Genomic DNA, 17,228 nt, shown 5'->3' with positions numbered 1-17,228 from the left:
CCCGCGGCGCGGGTACCACATCGCTTCGCGATGTGCAAGCGAACACCCGCGCTGCGCGCGGGTGTTCCGCTCCCGCTCCGCGTGAGCGGAAGCGGACCGCTGCGCGGTCCGCTCACCAGGACTGCTGCGCAGTCCTGGTGACGCTCCGTTCGCTGCGCTCTCGGAGCTAGGTCCCGCGTTGCGGGACACGGTCCCGGCTGCGCCGTGACCTGGGCTTACGCTGCGCTTCAGCCCTCTGTGGGGGCTCCGCCCCCACAGGCCGGCCCCGCTGCGCGAGGCCTCAACGGGCCTACGGCCCTGGCAGCGAGAGGGAGGGGGCGCCCGGGTCGAGGGGGAGCTACTAGCTGACATCGGATCAGGTTCGAGACTACAGCCACCTGCTCCACACGTGCTTCATTTTGAGGCACGGATCAAGTCTGGAATCTGATGCACCATGTACTCATGGCGAAACAGAGCCACACCCCGAAAGGCATGGGCCGGGGGGCTACGTCGGCCCCCTCATCGGGCTCCCGCAGCACCACCCCGGCCAAGGCTGAATAATTGAGCTCACTCAACAGCTTTGGGGCTCCGCCAGACGGGACCTGACCCAGAGTTCCCCGATCACCCTGCGAGACGCCGTCTCACGGAGGTTAGTAGCTGTCCCGACACACCTACCGCTCAGCCTTTGTCTGCGATAATCACGTATGGATTTTCTGGAGTGCCCGCCACCTTGCAGGCATGAGAAGGAGAGTCCTGCCGGTCCTCCGGGCCCGACACCCAGCAATAGGTGACCTGGTTATATGAGTCTGCCGCCACCTGAATAGAATCACCATTAGGCGCCTTGTAAGTTGCCCAGCCCATCGCATCTCTAGACATAAGAGCTCTCACAGACCAATCGGTGAGCCCGGAGGGGTTGATTTCAGTCTGTCCCACCACACCCGGAGACTTGATAAATTCAGCGGTCCCTGAGAGAGAGACGGCCCCAAGCGTGAGCACGTCATCGGTGCGATTTTCTACCGTAACCGATACTTCATTCTCTGCTGCCGCAGAGACATGGTCTGCGGCGTAAGCCGGGGAAACCAGCCCAGCAGCGGCTGCAACAGCAGCAATACTGCCGCCCACCAGCATTCTGGTTCGCTTCTTCATAAAATTCTCCACAGGAGAGATCCGGACTGGAAGCATCGTCGCAATCAATATTTCTGTAATCGTTCCGGAAAGGAAGACAAAAAGGTATCGGCTCCTCGGCCCCACTAGCGGATGAGTCACTCCTGCTGATCGGCGGAAGACCCAGTGCGATGTGCTGCCTTCATGACAGTCAGCCGCCTGAGGATGTACCGCACCACGTCAGCCGCCACAGCGCAAACTGCCGCCTCGTGTCAGCAGCACACCCTCACCGGGGGGGGGCAGCAGCCTGCAAGAACAACCCGCTCCCGACCCGCCCTCACTGCCACGAGCTCACTGACAGGAAGCCGGCACATCGCAACGGGGGGCTGACCATCACGGTCACCATTCGCCGCCGGTGGCGGTACGCGCACAACTCAGCCCCGGAGTGAATGTTCCGGGGCTGAGTCGCTATGACCGGGCGCTCCAGTTGGCGAGTCTGAGCATTCACGGCGACTTTCAACGAGAAACACGCGTTGACCTACGCAGGCGTGTTCACCGAAACAGCCAAACGGTGTGCTTTACAGGGGGCAGGAAAACGGCTCCCCGCATCGGTGGATGCGGGGAGCCGGGCAACCGGACTTAGCGGCGCTTACCGTGCCCGGGGAGACCTCCCGAGACGATCGTGATCCGCGGCGTGGTGCCCTCGGACCGCTTCATGGCGGCGAGCTTCTCGCCGACCCACTTGGGCAGAACCAGCAGCGGGCTGGCCCCCAGGCCTAGGCCTGGGGGCCACCGGCGGCCGCAGCATGCGGATGCGGTCCATAGAGAGGCAAGTGATCTGATGAATCCTCTTGTGAGAGACGCTGGCCTTCAGCGCCTCACGCACGGCCTGCACGAGGTTCTCCTCGGCGGCGGGTGCGTCGGTGCCACTCGCGCCCCGGACACGGCGAGCGGTGCTGTAGAGGCGGTCTATCGCCTCCTGTGCGAGGGACAGCAACGAAGCGATCCCCTTCCCGATCGGCGAACCGTGCTCATCAAGGGCTCCAAAGCCCACACGGCAGAATCCGATCAACAGATCAGATTACCCGCCGCCACCGACAGATCCGGACAAAATAGAACCGGACAACTACTACAGGCACTCATTCTTCAACGTAGCGTGAGCACATCGCTCACCTCCACCGCGGAAGCGAGCGCCACCTCCGCCAACCAAAGCACTCACTCGCCAGCTGAAGGACTCAGTCACAGTCGCGGGTGGGGCGCGGTGAATGCGGGGTTTTACAGCTCGAACTCGATGTGCTCGACGTCGGTGAGAGGGACCTCTTCGAGGTCCCCGGCGCGGCGTCCGCCGTCCTGGAAGTAGACGTCCTTGAGTGCTTCGGCGGCGACCGCCTGGAGCTCGCGTTCGCCGGCGCCCCGCTCACGGGCGGTGAAGAGCCGGTCGGCGTACTGCGGGGACAGGGCGACGGTGAGGTGGCGGATGCGGGTTTCGTCGGTGGTGCCGATCGGGGCGGTGCAACCCAGGCGGGCACGGGTGTCGATGACGATGCCGCCCGTAGTCGCCGCTGTCTTGCGGGCGCGGGCCCGGACTTGAGGCTGCCACCGCTGTTTCACCTCGCGCTCCATGCGTGCGGCGAGGTCCGGCCGGGGCTTCTTGATCTGGTCTTTCACGTAGCGCTCCACGGTGCGCTGGGAGACGCCGAGCAGGGTGGCGACGGCCTTGGTTCTGCCGTGGTGCTGCTTGATGAGGTAGCGCATCTGGGCGCCTGCGGATTTCGGTACGGGGCGGGTGAACGCCCCTTCGAGGGCTTTGTCGAGGCTGCGGCTGATTGTGACTGAGCGTTCGAGGTGGCGGCGACCCGACAACTGAAACGCACAACACACCAGGGCGGTCCCGATCCCCGGACTGAGGTAGGGGCGATACTTGATTCATGCTTGGGCAGGGCTGGGAATCGCAATGGGACCGGGTAGGTCGTCGCCTAGCGGACGTACAGGCCGTGTACCGAGGCATCCATGGCGGCACCGACGTTGCAGTCGACCGGGTTCTGTCGTTCTTCGAGGCCGTGCACCACCTCAAGGACTGGGTCGGCAACGATTCGGCGACCACCGTGACGAAGGCTGACGGGGACGCACTGATCAATAGATGCCCCAAGCTCCAGCTCTGTGCAGATCTCGCCAACGGCTCGAAGCACCTCACGCTGCGGCCAGACCGAACCCGGACCGGTGACGCCTCCACGACGATCGCGCGGAACGACGTATCCGTCTTCGCCGGGACGGGGAGCTCCGCGCACCGTTTCTACGTTGCATCCGGAGGCAAGGAGTACGACGTTCTGGAGATCGCGGAGGACGCCGTGAAGGAGTGGAGCAGGTTCCTCTCGGTGCGCGGCCTCACATGAACTCGGTAGGTCGAAGCGCACCCGGTACAGGGGCGGGGCTCTGTGCGGTGATCTGACGCCCTTTCACCAGCCGCCCCACCCAAAGAGACTTGGGTGGGGCGGAAAGGGCGGCAGGCGACCGCGCAGGGGGCTTTTTTGGATCACGCCTGTCCCATATCCACGAACCTGGAGTAGTGGAGCTGTGCGGCAGCGGTGAGAGTGGCTCGGGGTCCGAACCTGTTTTTCTCGATCACGAGGTCGACTTCGCCGGCGCGCGGGGATTCGGGTTCGTCCATGTCGGGGCGTTCGACCTTGAGCACCACGGAGGCGTCGTTCTTGATGGCCCGGGACTCGCGCATCAGCCCCTCGTCGTTGAGCTGGGAGAGGGCGATCACGTGGCAGCCGAGCTGGACGGAGAGGTTCTTCAGGCCCCGTGAGACGGCGGCGACGGCCTGTTCGCGGCTGGTGTTGCGGGTCTGCTCGACCTCGACGAGCTGGACGTAGTCCACCACCAGGACGTCCGTCACGGGCGCAGGCGCGGGCGGCGGACTCGATGTCGCGCAGGGCCGCGCCGTCGGGCCGGTAGACCCGCAGCGGGAGGGTCCGGAACAGCTCGCGCCCCAGGCGCTCGACCTCGGCCCAGCCCTCGGGGGTGAGGCCGCCTTGCCGGGTGAGGTGGTGCAGCGGGATCAGGCCCTCGGCGGCGGCGATCTTCTGCATTAGCTCGGTGCTGCTCATCTCCAGCGAGGAGAACATCACCTTCGCCCCGGGCTTCGCGGCCGCCACGGCGGCGTTCAGGGCGAAGGTCGACTTGCCCACGCCGGACTGCGCGGCAACAACGGTGACGTTCCCCGGGCGCATCCCGGACGTCACCGCGTCCAGGTCGGGCAGCCCGTAGGTCAGGCCGATCTTGCGGCCGTTCTGGATCTCCTCCAGCTCGGAGACGAACCCGAGGTAGAGATCGCTCACGGAGGGCGGTGCGGTGTTCAGGCCGGGCATGCCCGGCGCGATCGCCGTGAGTTCCTGCTCGACCAGGCCGCGGACGTCGTCGTCGTCGCCCTCCTCGCTGTAGGCGTACTGGAGGATCTTCTGCGCCGACTCAATCGCCGCACGGCGGTAGGCCTTGGCCCGCACGATCTCCGCGTACGCCGACCCGTTCGCAGTGGTGGGCACCGCCTGAACGCAGGTGTGCAGATAGGCCGCGCCGCCCGCTCTGGCCAGCTCGCCGCGCCGGGTCAGTTCCTCGGCGACGGTGACCGGGTCGACCGGCTCCCCGGCCTGGTGCAGGTCGCAGACGGCGCGGTGGATCAGCACGCGGGCGGGCCGGTAGTAGTCCCGCGCCGTGATGCCCGTCTCCAAGGTCTCGGCGAAGTACCGCCCGACGGCGCCGGTGGCTCATCAGGGTGCCGAGAACGGCCTGTTCGGCCTCAAGGCTCTGCGGGGGCCGGCGCAGCACGTCGCCGGACCGCGTGCCGGTGCTCTCGTCGTCGAAATCGTCCGGCCCGGCGGAGGGCCGCTGGCCGGGAAGGTGGACACTGGAGGTCTCCTGTTCGGGTGCACGGGCAGGGGGCCACAGGCCGGACCGTTGCTGCGGTCCGGCCTGCTTCGTAGCCACCAGCCGACGTCGTCAGGGCGTAAGGTCGAGGACACGAACCGGCTCACCGATCCACCGGTCGGGTGCGGTGGTGGCGATGATCGCCCCGTCGGGGCGGTCCGCGGTCGGCTGGGCTGCGTACTGGCAGTGGGCCACCGCCCAGGTGTCCTGCCGGGCCACCGCCAAAGCAGCTGGAAGGTCCAGGTCGAGCACAGTGATGCCCGGCAGTGCGACAAGGTGTTCCGCCGTGCCGGGCCGGGCACGGTCGGCTTCCACGAGCGCGCACGCGGGGGCGTACAGGTACCAGCCGGCCTGGGCGTGGGCGCGATGGATGAGGCGCGAGGCGAGAACGTTGCCCTGGCCGGCCGCTGCCATCGCGGTGTCGTCCAGGACGATGTGCATGGCGTCGCTCACCGGGCGGCCGCCTGAGCCAGCCGCCGGTCGAGCTCGTTGTCGAGGTCCTGCTCCTCAGCAGGAGTGGGCGCGTAGCCGTTCCACGTCTTCAGCGCGGACCGGGCCAGCTCCGCCCGCGCGGCCCGCTCCTCCGGGGTGAGCATGGTTTCAGCGAGCCGGGCCAGGTAGGCCCGCAGCGATAGGCCCTCCGCCGCGGCTATGGCGGCAAGCCGGTCGCGGGCTTCCTCGGGAATGCGGACATTGGCGTCAGGCATCATCGGGCTCCCTCCACACGTAGAGGGTACGGGTACGTACCCGTACCCATACTATGCCAGAGTCGAATATTCGGTCATGAAGCTGATGTGAATGCTGGCCCACCTGCGGCAAGTGCGAAAGCCCTCGCGACCGAGTTCGCCCGCTACCTCGGCATCCCCGTGACCGGCCGGATGTCCCAGGCCCAGATCACCGACGCCGTCTGCCACACCTACAACCACACCGGCGTACGCCTCATCCTCATCGACGGGATCCACCGGCTCAACCCCCGCACCACCACCCACGCGGAAACCGCCGACCTCCTCAAAGACCTCACCGAACGCATCCGCGCGACCTTCGTATATGCAGGCATCGACGTCACCACCACGCCCTGTTCACCGGAGTACGCGGAGCCCAACTCGCCGACCGGGCCTCCCTGGTGGAATGCGGAGCCTTGCCCGCACGCCTCGGCACACACGCCGGACTCACCACGACCGGTCAGACGGCCGGTCGGTCAGCGGACGTTCAGCGCCTGCATCTCGACGACGCGGACGGTGAACGTGCTCTCCCGGGCCTCGGTCAGAGCCCCGGCGTCCCCGAGGGCGGGCGCCTCCCACTCGATGGTCCACGTCGCGGTCGCGCGGCCCGCGTAGCGCTCGTTCGGCTTGTCGTAGGCGGCGCGCTCGTAGAGGTGTCCGCACGTCGGGGACGGGGTCTTGCCCCGGTCCGGGGTGTAGCGGGTGCCGGGCCCGGCGCAGGTGATCACCTTGCCGTCGCCCATGTCCCAGCGGACCGACGAAACCTTCGCCGTGGCGGTCATGGTGACGCCGCCAGCGGTCGCGGACGCCGACACCGGACCGAACGTGTTCGGGGACGGCGTGACCCACATCCACATCGGTATCCCGACCAGATACGTCCCCGCCGAACGCGGCGACGCGACCGCCGGGCCCGTAAGCCGCATCGAGTCGACCGCACGGCGCGCCAGAACCTCCGGGTCGATCCGGGGCGCGGGCGCGGCACCGGCGGAGGGGACGAAGACGACGCCGATCCGGCCGGAGTCGGGACAGTTCACCCGGTAGACCGCGCCGTCTGCCGGGGTCTTGCCCTCCCACGCCAGGTTCTCCGCCGGAGGCTGGGGGTCGAGCTTCTCGTACGTGCACGGCGGCGCCGAGGATCCGCCGCCCGAGGAGCCGGCCCCGGAGCCGGCGCCGACCGGGATCGTCGTGCCCGAGCTGCCCGAGGAGCCGCCGGAGAGCGTCCCGTCCTCGGCGCACACCGAGACGTACAGTGTCCCCGTCCTTGCAGACCCCGCCGCCGGGGCCGCCGGCGTGCGCGGCCGGGGTGAGGACGGTGGCCAGGAGCACGCCCGCGGCTGCCACCGCGCGCCGCGTCAGCATGTGCGGGCCCCTTCCTGCTGAAGGTCGGTCACAATCCATCCCGTGGGCCACTTCTCTGTGTGGATGGTCATCAGGTAGCGCACCGGTTGGTTCGAGGGCAGGGGGATCGTCTTCTTCGCCCGGGTGTCGTACCGCTCGTAGGTGGACAGGTCCACGCAGGTGGTCACGACGGCCTTCGGGGTCCTGGGGGTCAGGTCGAGCGTCGTCACGGCGGTGCCGCTGTGCCCGAGTTCGCCCCGGATGACGATCCCTGACTGCCGCATCCTCGCGAGGTTGTTCTCGATCTTCGACAGCGCGTCGAGCGCCGTGTACTTCCGCAGCGCCGTGCCTTTGGCGTCGGCCTTCGCGTTCGCCTTGCCCTGCTCGGTCCACATCCCTTCGAAGGACGCCAGGACGGCCTTCTTCTCCGCCGCCTGCGGATCGGCCGACGTCGTCGCCGGAGCGGGCGCGGCAGTGGTCGTGGCGGGCGGGGTGGTGGCCGGCGCCTTCGGCACTGCTGTGCGTGTGTGTCGAGCCGTCACCATCAAGGGTTCCCCCGTGCAGTCGGAGCCGATCAACGAGCACCGTAGCGGGACGGACACGGTTGGTCGCAGCCAGTTCGGAGAGTCCGTCAGCACCGCCCCACGCCCCGCCCCCACAGGACCAACCTCTCGTACGGCTACCGCGTACAAAGAGGTGTCGTCTTCCGAAGGGGGCTTGCCCACGGCATCTGACCTGCGCGAATACAAGATCAGCAGATTCGGGGGGTCCCACCTCCGGTCACACCTGCGGTCCCCCGCCTAGTGCAACCGTGCAGACAACCCTCCAGCCGCCCTCCGGTGCAACCTCTCGCAAGGCTCAGCGGGGCTCCCGACCTTCAGGGCCGGCGGCGCCGTTCCACTCCCTCGTGCGGGTGGAACCGAAGCCGACGGCGAACCCCCTCCGGTCCCCCGCCGTCGCAGCGGACATGAAGCCGATCAACAAGCAGCACATCGCGGAGCCGGGCCTGGTGGTCCTGGACATCACCGGCGGGGACGAGGACACCGTCCGGGCCGTCATGGCCGCGCTGGAAGAGCGCTGGGCAACTTCGGGCATCGGCCCGATGCGCCGGGATCCCGGCGAGCCCGGCGTGCGGGCCCGGATCTACGCCGACGTCCTGCGCCCGGGACGGGAAGCCCATAGCCACAGGCCCCTGGGCAAGCCGCCTTCGCGGAGGGCTTGCCCAGGCGCTCAGGCCTGCCCGGCCGCCGGCGCCCACAGGGGGTGAGCACGCCCGGTGCCGTGGCAGTGGGAGCACAGTTGCCCGCCGGGCGTACCGTGCGCGTCGATGGTGGTGACGGCGTCGCGCAGGAGTTGGGTGAGGCCGTCCACGTGGCCGGTGCGGAGGGCGAGCTGGTGGCGCTTGCCGAGCAGGATCTCCAGCGCGGTGCCCGGCGCGGCGGCGCCCAGTTCGTAGGCGATGCCGCGGGTGACCGTGGTGATCAGATCGTGGACGTGGCCCGTCGTCTCCCCGCCGGACAGCTCCACTCGCGCGGTGCAGCCGATGTCACCGGGCCAGGCGAGGGAGAGCAGCGCGTCAGCTCGCTCGAAGGGGACCAGGCACCCGACGGGTTCGGAGTGGGTCTGACGGAGGGAGGCGAAGGCGTGCCACATGTCCCCCGCATCGCTGTGCACAGGCCCGGTGTTGCTCTGCTTGGTTCGTCTCATGGCTCCGGTGCATGGCCGGCGAGGAGGCATCGGCCTGGCTCCGGGCGTCTGCGTCCCGGAGGGTGACGCCGCGACTTCGGGGGCCGTCCCGCCACGTGATCCGGACGCTGGGCAAGCCCTTCATGTCGATGGCTTGCCCAGCAGAAGCCGTGACCGGTCGGCGGTCCGGCCGTGACCGATCCGTCTCCCGGGATCGGCCAACCCGCACGTCAGCGCCGTGACCGGTCCATGCAACTCCCGGCCGAGGCGGTGACCGGTCATCGGTCACTCGTGATCGGTCAGCCTGGCCAGGGCCGGGGGTGGGCAAGCCGGTGTTCGGGCGGCTTGCCCAGGCTCCCCTTGGGCTTGCCCAGCGCCCGCCGCGTTTCTGGGCCGCCTCATACAGCCGGGCGGCGACGGCTTCGATCCTCGGGTCCGCGGGCGGCCTGATGGTCATGCGACTCCTCCGGTGGGTGGCGTCCGGCCAGGTGCGGGCTGGACAGACTGCGGGGGTGCGGTGGCGGGGACGTCGCTGGGGCGGGCTGTGGTGCAGGGCGGCGGGCGGCGGCTCGTTCCCGGATCCCGGCCTGGAGCCGGGCGGCGATCTCGGCGGCGGCGGTCTCCAGCGTCCGGCTGGTCAGCTCCACCGCGGCAACGTCCGTCATGGTTCCAGGTCCGGGCCGGCCTTCCGCCCCGGGCTCGGGGTGGTCGGCACGGTGAGGGTACGCTGCCGGGTCCGGGAGTTCAGGCGGTCCGCGAGGCGTACGGCGTGGACCCGGGCGGTCAGGGCGCCAGCCGCGAGGCGTGCCCGCTGGTACGGAGTGGCGGACCGGTTGCGGGTCAGCGCGCGCAGCACGGCCTCGTCCTCGGTGTCGCGGGGGTACAGGGCGCGCAGGTCGGCGGTCATCATCCGCCGGCTTGCCGGGCGGGTGTAGTCGTCGACGGCCGTCTGCACGATTCTCTTGTCCAGGCCGGGCTGGTGGGGGCGGCCTCGTAGGACGGAGGAGAGGTGGCGGCGGGCTTCGGCGAGCAGGTGGTGGCGCTTGAAGGCGCCGCGCATCACGTACACCACGGCGACGACGTCGACGGCCGGGTGCGTAGGCGGGCAGCAGGAACACCGTCAGCCACTCCCGGTCGTCGATCATCTGCCGCATGCGGCGGGAGACGTAGGTGTTGAGCCGGTCCCAGACCAGGACGAGCGGGCACGCACGAGGTGGTGCATGCCGTCGATGAGGGCGATGAAGTCGTTCTCGCTCATGCTGCGGCGTTTCGTGCTGCCGCCGGGGTGGGCGAGGAGGCAGTAGGACAGGCGGGTGCGGGAGCCGGGCCGCATCGCGATCAGTCCGGCGACCGAGAGGCGGCCCGAGCGGCGTCCCTGACCGTCACGACCGGGGTGCGCGGCCCCGCCGTGCCCAGGTGCGTCCGCGGGGCGGCCTGCGGGTGAGGCCTGCCTCGTCCTCGAAGCAGACGTAGCCTCCGCAGGCCGCCCGGGCACGGTCCGGGTTTTCACGAGCCCGCCCTGGTTGCAGCGGTCAGCACCCAGTATTGACTGACGGTTCAACGACTGAGGTCAGCATTCTGCCTGGACCTCTGACAACCAGAGGCCGCCCCATTCAAACTCGCGATGGGAAATCTCGCGGCAGCTATCCGAGAAACGCGCCATTTCTTCGAGTGCCGCTAGATGTGCCTTATAGGCTTGACGGCCCGACCCCTCGAATTTCTTCTGTTCGGCCTTGCGTACCTTCAGCTGGGTGTTGCCGACGGCCTCCACTCTCCATCCGGTTCCGGAACCGGATGCGGATGCGGTCTGGTTCCCCACGCCGTCAACCTCCATCTTTACTGAGAAGCTGCCAATAGGCTGAGAATCATCGCCGAGAACGGTGTAATACGCCGTAGCGGCCTTGTGCTGCGCGAACCACCAGGTCATGTGGAAGACATGAGGAGGACCCTCTGGATCGATGACGCTGCTGTCTGCAGGGCGGCCGTCCTGGAAATCTCCGTCCGTTTCGACGCGGTCGAGCTGTACCCTGTTCCCGGTGGCATTGGTGATGGTGAATTCCCGGCTGATCTGCGCCGATACGTCGTCTGCCTCACCCTGCACCGCCGCGGACACCGTCGGCCCAGGCTTCACCGGGCCGTCGGCAGCGGAGGCCGGACTCACGGCAAGCGTGGCCGGAACCACGATCGCAGCACCGGCAACCACTGCGAGGATGCTGCGCCGCATACGGGAACTACTCATGGATGGTCTTCTCTCGTAGCTGAGTGCCTATGCCGCCACGAGGACGGACAGAGGTCGTGCTCTCTCATGCTGCCTTCCGGCCTGCTGCCAGGCGGTCAGGCGATTGAGGGATGCGATGGACCATCAGGGTGCGATGTGCTGCCGTCATGACAGTCAGCCGCCTGAGGATGTACCGCACCACGTCAGCCGCCACAGCGCAAACTGCCGCCTCGTGTCAGCAGCACACCATCGCCGGGGGGCCAGCAGCCTGCAAGAACAACCCGCTCCCGACCCGTCCTCACTGCCACGAGCTCACTGACAGGAAGCCGGCACATCGCACGTGACACCGGGTCAGCCGGTGTAGCCGTTCAGGATCAGGTCGTAGGCGGCCTGGCAGCGCTCGCTCGCGGCGGTGCGGGCGACACCGAGCGCGTCGCCGACCTGTTCCAGGGTGACGGCGTACATGTCCGGCTGCGCGGGCCGCTGCCCGGCCGGGACGGCGGCGTGGGCGGCCAGGATCATGCGGGCGACCTTCCGTTCCGCGCGGGGGGACAGGCGGGCGGCGTCCTCGGCTTCCTGTGCGGCCAGCTCGTAACGCGCGGCCTCTTCGCGGGCCTGCGCGGCGGCGCGTGTCAGGAGCGCCGTCTGCCGCTCGGCCTCCGCCGTGCGGAGCGCGGATTCGGCGCGCTCCGCATCCAGGCGCTCGGCCTCCGCCTCGCTCCGCAGAGCGGCGGCCGTCTTCCGCGCGGCCTGCTCGTCGGCTTCGGCGGCCGCCTTGCGGTCCTCTGCGGCGGTCCGGTTCGCGGCCTCGGTACGGGCGATCGCCTCGGCCTCCGCGGCGGTCCTGTCCGCCTCCTCCTCGCGGGCGGCGGCCCGCTCCAGGGCCTGCGCTGAGCGCTCCGCCTGCCGGCGGGCGGCCTCCGCCGCCAGGCGCGCGGCGTGCGCGGCGGTCTCGGCGCCGGTGGTCGCCGTCGTCTCCGTCGCACGGGCCCTGTGCTGCGGCGGCCGACGTCTGCGCGGCGATCTCGTGCTCGGCGGTCGTGACCTTCGCCGCGATGCTCATGCGCCGCACCTTCGCGTCCGCCTCGGCCTCCTCGGCGTCCAGGACACGCTGCCGCTCGCGCTCCTCGGCGTCCGCGATCCTCTCCAGCTCGGCCGCGCGCCGCGCGTCCTCGGCCTCCTTCTGCTCCTGGGGCAGGACGCCGTTCCGTTCCCGCCGAAGCTGTCCGCGCCCTCGCCGACGTCATGCACGACAAAGCAGCAGCCAAGGGCATCGTCGTCACCACAGCCTGGTTCGGCAAAGCCAGCCACGACTTCGCCCACCGCACCGGCCGCATGGAACTCATCGACGGCCGACACCTGAAAGCGCTCCTCCTCGAACACCTCGGCATCGACGCCCTCATCGGCCTCCCCAAACTCCCACCCGGCTGGGAAACACGAGACCTCACCTAACCCCCGCGGAAGCAGGAGACCAACCCCAGCACCTCCGCCACAGGGACCGCTCCCGACAACACAGCAACCACCGCCCATCAGGAGACACTCACGCATCGGCCTACCCACAGACTCAGCGCCAACCCCACCCCCGCTTCAGCTCCACTCTTCACCGGTAAATCGGCGTCAAACCATCAGCAAAACCAGCCCCCCCCCACCACCACAAAGCAGCAGTTCACAAAGCCGCAACACCTACTGAAGACAAAACGCCGAACCACTGAAGAGCAACCGCCGAATAGCAAGTGCCTCAGGGGTTCTTCTTGACTATGTCAACCGACGCGGTGTAGGGACCGGACTTGTCCAGAATGAACTTGACAAGGAAATTATCTGAGTGAGCGGAGGTGAATACAGCACCTCCGAAAGTTGTTTTCACTCCGAATTCAAGAGTATTCCCTGATTCGTCGGCAGCCGTGATCCGGATCTCCGGCTGCCATATATAGAATATGGCCCCGAAAGTCCTGCCAGTGGTCAGTGAATCACCCACCTGCGGCTTCCACTCCTCTTCCTCAGTGAACGCGTCGCTGGGAGACCAATCGGTGCCGTCAGGCCCCTTGAATTCTATCTTCGTAATCTTGAGATCATGCCCAGTGTAATTGTTTACCGTGATAGCCGAGTACATCCCCTGGGCAGCCTGAGAGGCACTGGGACCGGGATCCGGGAGGGATGAAACCGCAGCCGCCGGAACCGGCGGACGTTCAGCAGCGGCGGCCGAGCCGGCCATGCCCCCCGCTGCAATCCCGGCCAGCACTGCGATAACAGCTGCTCTGCGACGACGGACACTCATTGCGGCTCCTTCAAGTGACAGGATCTACTCCCCATCCTCTCCCGTCCCCGTCGCCGCTTTCGCCGGCCGGCCGGCCCCCGCACCAGGCAGTCCACAGTCCACCGCCTGTGGGCGCAGCCGCAGACCCTTCAGCCGGATATGGTATCGGCGCCACCCCGGCACCCTCTGCTGGTTGCTCTGCGCCTGAGCACGCAGAAGAGCAGCCGCGTCATACCTCCGGAAATCCGGGAACCAGCGCATGGGCGGGGGCGGCCTCAGGGCCCGCCACTGAGCCCATGGGGCTTGTCATCTGCGAGATCTCCGGTCGGGGGACCAGCCGTAATGTGTCTGCATGTGAGCATGGTAGGGAATCTATTCGCTACCAGGCATACACCCAGTCCCTCTTTGCGATTCGGAAAAATCTGGGTACCGCCTAGGGAATTCCATGAAAATCTGCAAAGAAGATCCCTGTGATTGTTCTCGGAACAGTGTCGCTGACAGCGCCCATTGCCTTGGCGGGCACCAGCACCGCATCTCCCGCTATTGCGGCAAAGGCGGGTGATCACTCCCAGAATGAAGACACCGTGCTCACCGGCGGCACCGGCACGCCCTCCAGCGCCTTGCCGGAACAGGCCGCGTCCGGCAAGACCTTCACCACAGGGGAGATCACCGGGAAGCACTTCTCCTCGATCGGCCTCAGCTGGAAGAAGGACTCTGCTGCCGGTGACGGGCTGACCGCGCAGGCACGGATCCACCGGGAGGGCGCCTGGGAGCCGTGGCGGGAGGTGCCGCTGGAGCTTGACGAAGGTATGGCCGGGGAGGCGGAGCGGGCTGGCTCTCCGGCCTTCTATACGGGCGATGCGGACGGGGCAGAACTCCGCTTCACGTCGCCGCAGGGCAGCCTGCCGCAGGACCTGCGGCTGTCCTTCATCGATCCTGCCCCGGGCACCGCCGCGTCTTCCTCCGGCCGCCAGGCGGGGACTGCACAGGCCGGGCAGCCGGAGGTGAAGCTGCGCAAGGACTGGGGTGCCGACGAGACTCTGGCCGACCCCGGGTACAAACTGCAGCCCTCCCTCAAGGCCGCCGTCGTCCACCACACGGACCACACGGCAACGGGAAGCAACACCTACACCCGGGAAGAGGTGCCGCAGATCATCAACGGCATCTACGTCCACGTCATCAGGAATCTCGGCTACGGAGACTTCCCGTACCACTTTGTTGTCGACCGCTTCGGCGGCATCTGGGAAGGCCGGAAGGGCTCCGTCGAGATGCAGCCCGGCACGGAGGTCCCGGGCATTCCCGGAGGCCACGCACGGGGCTTCAACACCGGCTCCTTCGGTGTGGCCATGCTGGGCAGCTTCGAACCCCACAACAGGGACGCCGGCCCCGGCCCCCAGCCCAGCGAAGCGATGGTCAGCAGCCTGGCCGACGTGCTCGCCTGGAAGGGCAGCCAGTACCAGATGGACCCCGAAGGCTCCACGCAGCTTGTCTCGGGCGGAGGAGGCGGCAGCAACCCGCACCCGGCAGGCACCGTGCTCGACGTCAACGTCATCTCCAGCCACAGGGACGTCAACACCACATCCTGCCCGGGCGGCAAGCTCTACGACATGCTCCCCGAACTGCGCAAACAGGTAGCCCAACGCACCGGCCAGCCTCGATCTTTCATGAGGTCCCGTCAGCTTGCTGACGGGACCTTTGTTCTCGGTCGAAGCGGAAGTTTCTGTCTGCGGGCACGTTGAGGGCCCGGCTGTCGCGTCGACGCGCACCCGCTCGGCACCGCCCTCGGCATCGTCGACGAGCACGACGAACACTCGCCCGCCACACCCGCCGCAGACGGAAGGAACGATCCCAGGCACATCGTTCCAGACGCCCGAACCGGCACCCATCCACCTTGGCCAAGGAGATAGGGGCACCCTCCGGGTAACCACGTACGATGCAAGACACGAGGAGCCCGCGCCGGTGAGCCCTCGCCCGTGCGCAGCCAGTGAGCCCGGCCGCCCAGCTGCCGGCCGGGCTCACGCTGAGTCCCGCCGTAGCGTCCAGAGTCCTGTTCCATCCGGGAACCACTGACTTTAAGCCAGCACATCCCGCCGGGAGAGTACCCACTGCTGCCCGCCAGTCGTCCGGGCTGTGCGGACCCCTAGGTCAGCCGACTGCGGGAGTACCCCTCAGGTCTTTTTCGCGCACCATTGGACGCAATGCCCTCAATGTCAGGATTTTTGCATGCGTTTCACAAGGAAAGCCACGATCATCACTCTGGTGTCCGGCTCGCTTGCCGCAGGTCTCTCAGGAGCGGGGGCCGCTGCAGCTTCGGCAGCACCGCAGACTCCCGCCGTGTCCGCCAGCCCCGCCCAGCCACAGGATGACGGCGGCCTTCAGGCGCAGGGCCTGATCTACAACAAGGTCAGGGTCACCAACAACACCGGGGAGAATCTGACGCTCGCGAACGTGCGGGTCCTGGACTCGTCCCGGCCGGCCGAGGAATCCATCGAAGACCGTGCTGATCTGTGGTTCCCCCGCGTGGGCGACACTCTCGGCAACACCGACAGCAGAGAATATGGTGTCACCCACTGGGCCTGGGATAACCCGGCCGTGGAGCTGACCTTCAAGGACTCCAAGGGCCGAGTCGCTATCTATGCGACCTCGGCAAACTGGGATTCCAGCTCCGCTGTGTCGAGGCCGGGAAGCAACTACTACGCAGCGGGTGAACCCGCAGGCGCCTTCTCCACCACACAGCTTGACCTGCGCAACCCGCTCTTCGTGACGGTGCACAATGAGGCATCCAGCGCTGCGGCACTCACCCGGGCCTCAGCACACGCAGGGACTTACATTCATTCGCCCGGCAGCGTAAACAGCACCGTGATCGATCCGGGCGGGGAAAGCACCTGGACCGCCTCCACGCCTCCCTTCTCCGACCAGCGCAGCCCCTGGGGCACGGACACGGAATACACAGTCAACGACAAAAACGGAAAGCGGTGGCAGGTCGGGATCGACACCTACCTCAAGGGTGATCCAGTGACGTGCAGCGTATTCCCTGAGGAAGACAACAGCCCCCAGTGCACGGTGGCCGAGGACGGCAACCGGTTCGATATCACGATCAAGGACGCAGCCTGATGCAGGCTTCGCACGCCAGCCCGAGCGGGCCGTCCCCCGCGCGCCCGTCCCGCCGCTCCGCCGCCGGCCACAGCAAGAGCGAAGGAGCCCAGCCCCGCTGCACCACGGGTGACGGCCCTGCCCGCAGTCACGGATGACGCCGCCTTCCCGGTATTCGATCTCCCGGCCGAATACCGGGTGCGCGGACACGCGGGGTGAGATCCGGGATCCGGAGGGGCAGCGCCGACCGCTGGAGGTGGCCTGTGCAGAGCGGAACGAGCCACCCGGGCCCTGAAGCCAGGTCTACAGCTCGAACCCGATGTGCTCAACGTCGGTGAGACGGACTTCTTCCAGGCCCCCGGCGCGGCGTCCGCCGTCCTGGAAGTAGACGTCCTTGAGTGCTTCGGCGGCGACTGCCTGGAGCTCGCGTTCGCCGGCGCCCCGCTCACGGGCGGTGAAGAGCCGGTCCGCGTACTGCGGGGGCAGGGCAACGGTGAGGTGGCGGATCCGGCCCACCTGCGACCTTTGCTTCCGTGTCAGTGCGCCATCTGCAGCTGTAACACCCCATGACAGCGCTCGCGCGTCGATCTCTCACGTCCATGACAGTCAGCCGCGCGCTGTGCACCGGTGCTCGCAGGCCGTCGGCTGCGATGTGCTGCCTTCATGACAGTCAGCCGCCTGAGGATGTACCGCACCACGTCAGCCGCCACAGTGCAAACTGCCGCCTGGTGTCAGCAGCACACCCTCACCGGGGGGCCAGCAGCCTGCAAGAACAACCCGCTCCCGACCCGCCCTCACTGCCACGAGCTCACTGAGCTTCTTCAGCGTTGCAGCTCCAGGGTGAGGACGGCCTTGGCGATTGACGTCATGCGGTTGGGGCTGCAGCGGGACCTGCGGAAGATCCGCC

At 67.8% G+C, this 17,228-nt stretch carries 17 protein-coding genes and 5 pseudogenes; 7 read left to right on the top strand and 15 right to left on the bottom strand.

All coding sequences use genetic code 11. The features are described 5' to 3' along the window. Positions 1–657: 657 nt before the first annotated feature. Together ACFZBD_RS34515 and tpg (ACFZBD_RS34510) are read right to left on the bottom strand one after the other, a co-directional pair. Complete coding sequence (locus ACFZBD_RS34515) at positions 658–1,125, bottom strand: hypothetical protein (protein ID WP_391147569.1); 468 nt, start codon at positions 1,123–1,125, stop codon at positions 658–660. Positions 1,126–2,358: 1,233 nt separating this feature from the next. Further along, the gene (gene tpg, locus ACFZBD_RS34510) at positions 2,359–2,910 is read right to left on the bottom strand and encodes a telomere-protecting terminal protein Tpg (RefSeq protein ID WP_391147574.1); all 552 of its coding nucleotides are present in this window, start codon (positions 2,908–2,910) and stop codon (positions 2,359–2,361) included. Positions 2,911–3,077: 167 nt separating this feature from the next. Here tpg (ACFZBD_RS34510) and ACFZBD_RS34505 point away from each other — a divergent pair, with 167 nt between their 5' ends. After that, a complete protein-coding gene (locus tag ACFZBD_RS34505; protein ID WP_391147567.1) occupies positions 3,078–3,476 on the top strand; it encodes a hypothetical protein in 399 nt (132 codons plus the stop codon). Between the two features lie 140 nt (positions 3,477–3,616). Here ACFZBD_RS34505 and ACFZBD_RS34500 read toward each other — a convergent pair whose 3' ends face one another. The 4 genes and pseudogenes from ACFZBD_RS34500 to ACFZBD_RS34485 all read right to left on the bottom strand — a co-directional run bounded on the left by ACFZBD_RS34500 (position 3,617) and on the right by ACFZBD_RS34485 (position 5,717). Beyond that, on the bottom strand, positions 3,617–3,982 hold the full coding sequence (locus tag ACFZBD_RS34500) for a DnaB-like helicase C-terminal domain-containing protein (protein ID WP_391147564.1): 366 nt from the start codon (positions 3,980–3,982) through the stop codon (positions 3,617–3,619). Positions 3,983–4,040: 58 nt separating this feature from the next. Next, positions 4,041–4,769: pseudogene (locus ACFZBD_RS34495) on the bottom strand (replicative DNA helicase); the annotation flags it as partial. A 313-nt stretch (positions 4,770–5,082) separates the two neighbouring features. Further along, entirely contained in the window at positions 5,083–5,451 is a 369-nt protein-coding gene (locus ACFZBD_RS34490; RefSeq protein ID WP_391147571.1) for a hypothetical protein, read from the bottom strand. A gap of 8 nt (positions 5,452–5,459) precedes the next feature. Then, entirely contained in the window at positions 5,460–5,717 is a 258-nt protein-coding gene (locus ACFZBD_RS34485) for a hypothetical protein (RefSeq protein WP_391147562.1), read from the bottom strand. A 99-nt stretch (positions 5,718–5,816) separates the two neighbouring features. On the opposite strand from ACFZBD_RS34485, the pseudogene ACFZBD_RS34480 reads away from it, so the two are divergent. Further along, a pseudogene (locus ACFZBD_RS34480) lies at positions 5,817–6,166 on the top strand (TniB family NTP-binding protein); the annotation flags it as partial. Positions 6,167–6,208: 42 nt separating this feature from the next. On the opposite strand, the gene ACFZBD_RS34475 reads toward ACFZBD_RS34480, so the two are convergent. Beyond that, positions 6,209–6,970 (bottom strand): ATP/GTP-binding protein, encoded by a 762-nt coding sequence (locus ACFZBD_RS34475; RefSeq protein ID WP_391147560.1) that lies wholly within the window; start codon positions 6,968–6,970, stop codon positions 6,209–6,211. A gap of 114 nt (positions 6,971–7,084) precedes the next feature. Then, a complete protein-coding gene (locus tag ACFZBD_RS34470) occupies positions 7,085–7,585 on the bottom strand; it encodes a hypothetical protein (protein WP_391147558.1) in 501 nt (166 codons plus the stop codon). A gap of 452 nt (positions 7,586–8,037) precedes the next feature. Between ACFZBD_RS34470 and ACFZBD_RS34465 the strand changes: the two genes are divergently transcribed. Next, the gene (locus tag ACFZBD_RS34465) at positions 8,038–8,337 is read left to right on the top strand and encodes a DUF6207 family protein (RefSeq protein ID WP_391147555.1); all 300 of its coding nucleotides are present in this window, start codon (positions 8,038–8,040) and stop codon (positions 8,335–8,337) included. Here ACFZBD_RS34465 and ACFZBD_RS34460 read toward each other — a convergent pair. From ACFZBD_RS34460 to ACFZBD_RS34445, 4 genes are all read right to left on the bottom strand, one after another. Then, positions 8,301–8,777, bottom strand: a complete 477-nt coding sequence (locus ACFZBD_RS34460) for a hypothetical protein (RefSeq protein WP_391147552.1) — start codon at positions 8,775–8,777, stop codon at positions 8,301–8,303. The genes ACFZBD_RS34465 and ACFZBD_RS34460 overlap by 37 nt on opposite strands. Before the next feature lie 640 nt (positions 8,778–9,417). Continuing rightward, positions 9,418–9,816, bottom strand: coding sequence for a hypothetical protein (locus tag ACFZBD_RS34455; protein ID WP_391147549.1), 399 nt, complete (start codon positions 9,814–9,816; stop codon positions 9,418–9,420). Positions 9,817–10,326: 510 nt separating this feature from the next. Then, complete coding sequence (locus ACFZBD_RS34450) at positions 10,327–10,980, bottom strand: hypothetical protein (protein WP_391147547.1); 654 nt, start codon at positions 10,978–10,980, stop codon at positions 10,327–10,329. A gap of 345 nt (positions 10,981–11,325) precedes the next feature. Then, positions 11,326–11,496, bottom strand: coding sequence for a hypothetical protein (locus ACFZBD_RS34445; RefSeq protein WP_391147545.1), 171 nt, complete (start codon positions 11,494–11,496; stop codon positions 11,326–11,328). Between ACFZBD_RS34445 and ACFZBD_RS34440 the strand changes: the two genes are divergently transcribed. Beyond that, positions 11,479–11,868, top strand: coding sequence for a hypothetical protein (locus ACFZBD_RS34440; RefSeq protein WP_391147542.1), 390 nt, complete (start codon positions 11,479–11,481; stop codon positions 11,866–11,868). The genes ACFZBD_RS34445 and ACFZBD_RS34440 overlap by 18 nt on opposite strands. 318 nt (positions 11,869–12,186) lie before the next feature. Beyond that, positions 12,187–12,426, top strand: a pseudogene (locus ACFZBD_RS34435) (restriction endonuclease); the annotation flags it as partial. A 286-nt stretch (positions 12,427–12,712) separates the two neighbouring features. Here the strand turns inward: ACFZBD_RS34435 and ACFZBD_RS34430 are convergent. Next, positions 12,713–13,249, bottom strand: coding sequence for a hypothetical protein (locus ACFZBD_RS34430; RefSeq protein ID WP_391147538.1), 537 nt, complete (start codon positions 13,247–13,249; stop codon positions 12,713–12,715). 449 nt (positions 13,250–13,698) lie between these two features. Between ACFZBD_RS34430 and ACFZBD_RS34425 the strand changes: the two genes are divergently transcribed. Next, positions 13,699–14,967, top strand: coding sequence for an N-acetylmuramoyl-L-alanine amidase (locus ACFZBD_RS34425; protein ID WP_391147535.1), 1,269 nt, complete (start codon positions 13,699–13,701; stop codon positions 14,965–14,967). A gap of 595 nt (positions 14,968–15,562) precedes the next feature. Continuing rightward, positions 15,563–16,342, top strand: a complete 780-nt coding sequence (locus tag ACFZBD_RS34420) for a hypothetical protein (protein WP_391147533.1) — start codon at positions 15,563–15,565, stop codon at positions 16,340–16,342. A 282-nt stretch (positions 16,343–16,624) separates the two neighbouring features. On the opposite strand, the pseudogene tpg (ACFZBD_RS34415) reads toward ACFZBD_RS34420, so the two are convergent. Beyond that, a pseudogene (gene tpg / locus ACFZBD_RS34415) lies at positions 16,625–16,909 on the bottom strand (telomere-protecting terminal protein Tpg); the annotation flags it as partial. A gap of 233 nt (positions 16,910–17,142) precedes the next feature. Then, a pseudogene (locus ACFZBD_RS34410) lies at positions 17,143–17,228 on the bottom strand (IS5/IS1182 family transposase); the annotation flags it as partial.

It is taken from the genome of Streptomyces sp. NPDC008121 (genome assembly GCF_042957155.1).
Lineage (GTDB): Bacteria > Actinomycetota > Actinomycetes > Streptomycetales > Streptomycetaceae > Streptomyces.
The sequence above is the reverse complement of the archived record's forward strand: the minus strand, read 5'-3'. Positions and strand labels throughout refer to the sequence as shown.

Excerpts from the sequence above, each read along its gene's own strand:
- ACFZBD_RS34430 (WP_391147538.1), bottom strand. The coding sequence starts at position 13,249 with ATGAGTGTCCGTCGTCGCAGAGCAGCTGTTATCGCAGTGCTGGCCGGG.
- ACFZBD_RS34460 (WP_391147552.1), bottom strand. The coding sequence starts at position 8,777 with ATGAGACGAACCAAGCAGAGCAACACCGGGCCTGTGCACAGCGATGCG.
- ACFZBD_RS34515 (WP_391147569.1), bottom strand. The coding sequence starts at position 1,125 with ATGAAGAAGCGAACCAGAATGCTGGTGGGCGGCAGTATTGCTGCTGTT.
- ACFZBD_RS34465 (WP_391147555.1), top strand. The coding sequence starts at position 8,038 with ATGAAGCCGATCAACAAGCAGCACATCGCGGAGCCGGGCCTGGTGGTC.
- ACFZBD_RS34450 (WP_391147547.1), bottom strand. The coding sequence starts at position 10,980 with ATGCGGCGCAGCATCCTCGCAGTGGTTGCCGGTGCTGCGATCGTGGTT.
- ACFZBD_RS34445 (WP_391147545.1), bottom strand. The coding sequence starts at position 11,496 with ATGATCCTGGCCGCCCACGCCGCCGTCCCGGCCGGGCAGCGGCCCGCG.
- ACFZBD_RS34485 (WP_391147562.1), bottom strand. The coding sequence starts at position 5,717 with ATGCCTGACGCCAATGTCCGCATTCCCGAGGAAGCCCGCGACCGGCTT.
- ACFZBD_RS34490 (WP_391147571.1), bottom strand. The coding sequence starts at position 5,451 with ATGCACATCGTCCTGGACGACACCGCGATGGCAGCGGCCGGCCAGGGC.
- ACFZBD_RS34455 (WP_391147549.1), bottom strand. The coding sequence starts at position 9,816 with ATGCGCGGCGCCTTCAAGCGCCACCACCTGCTCGCCGAAGCCCGCCGC.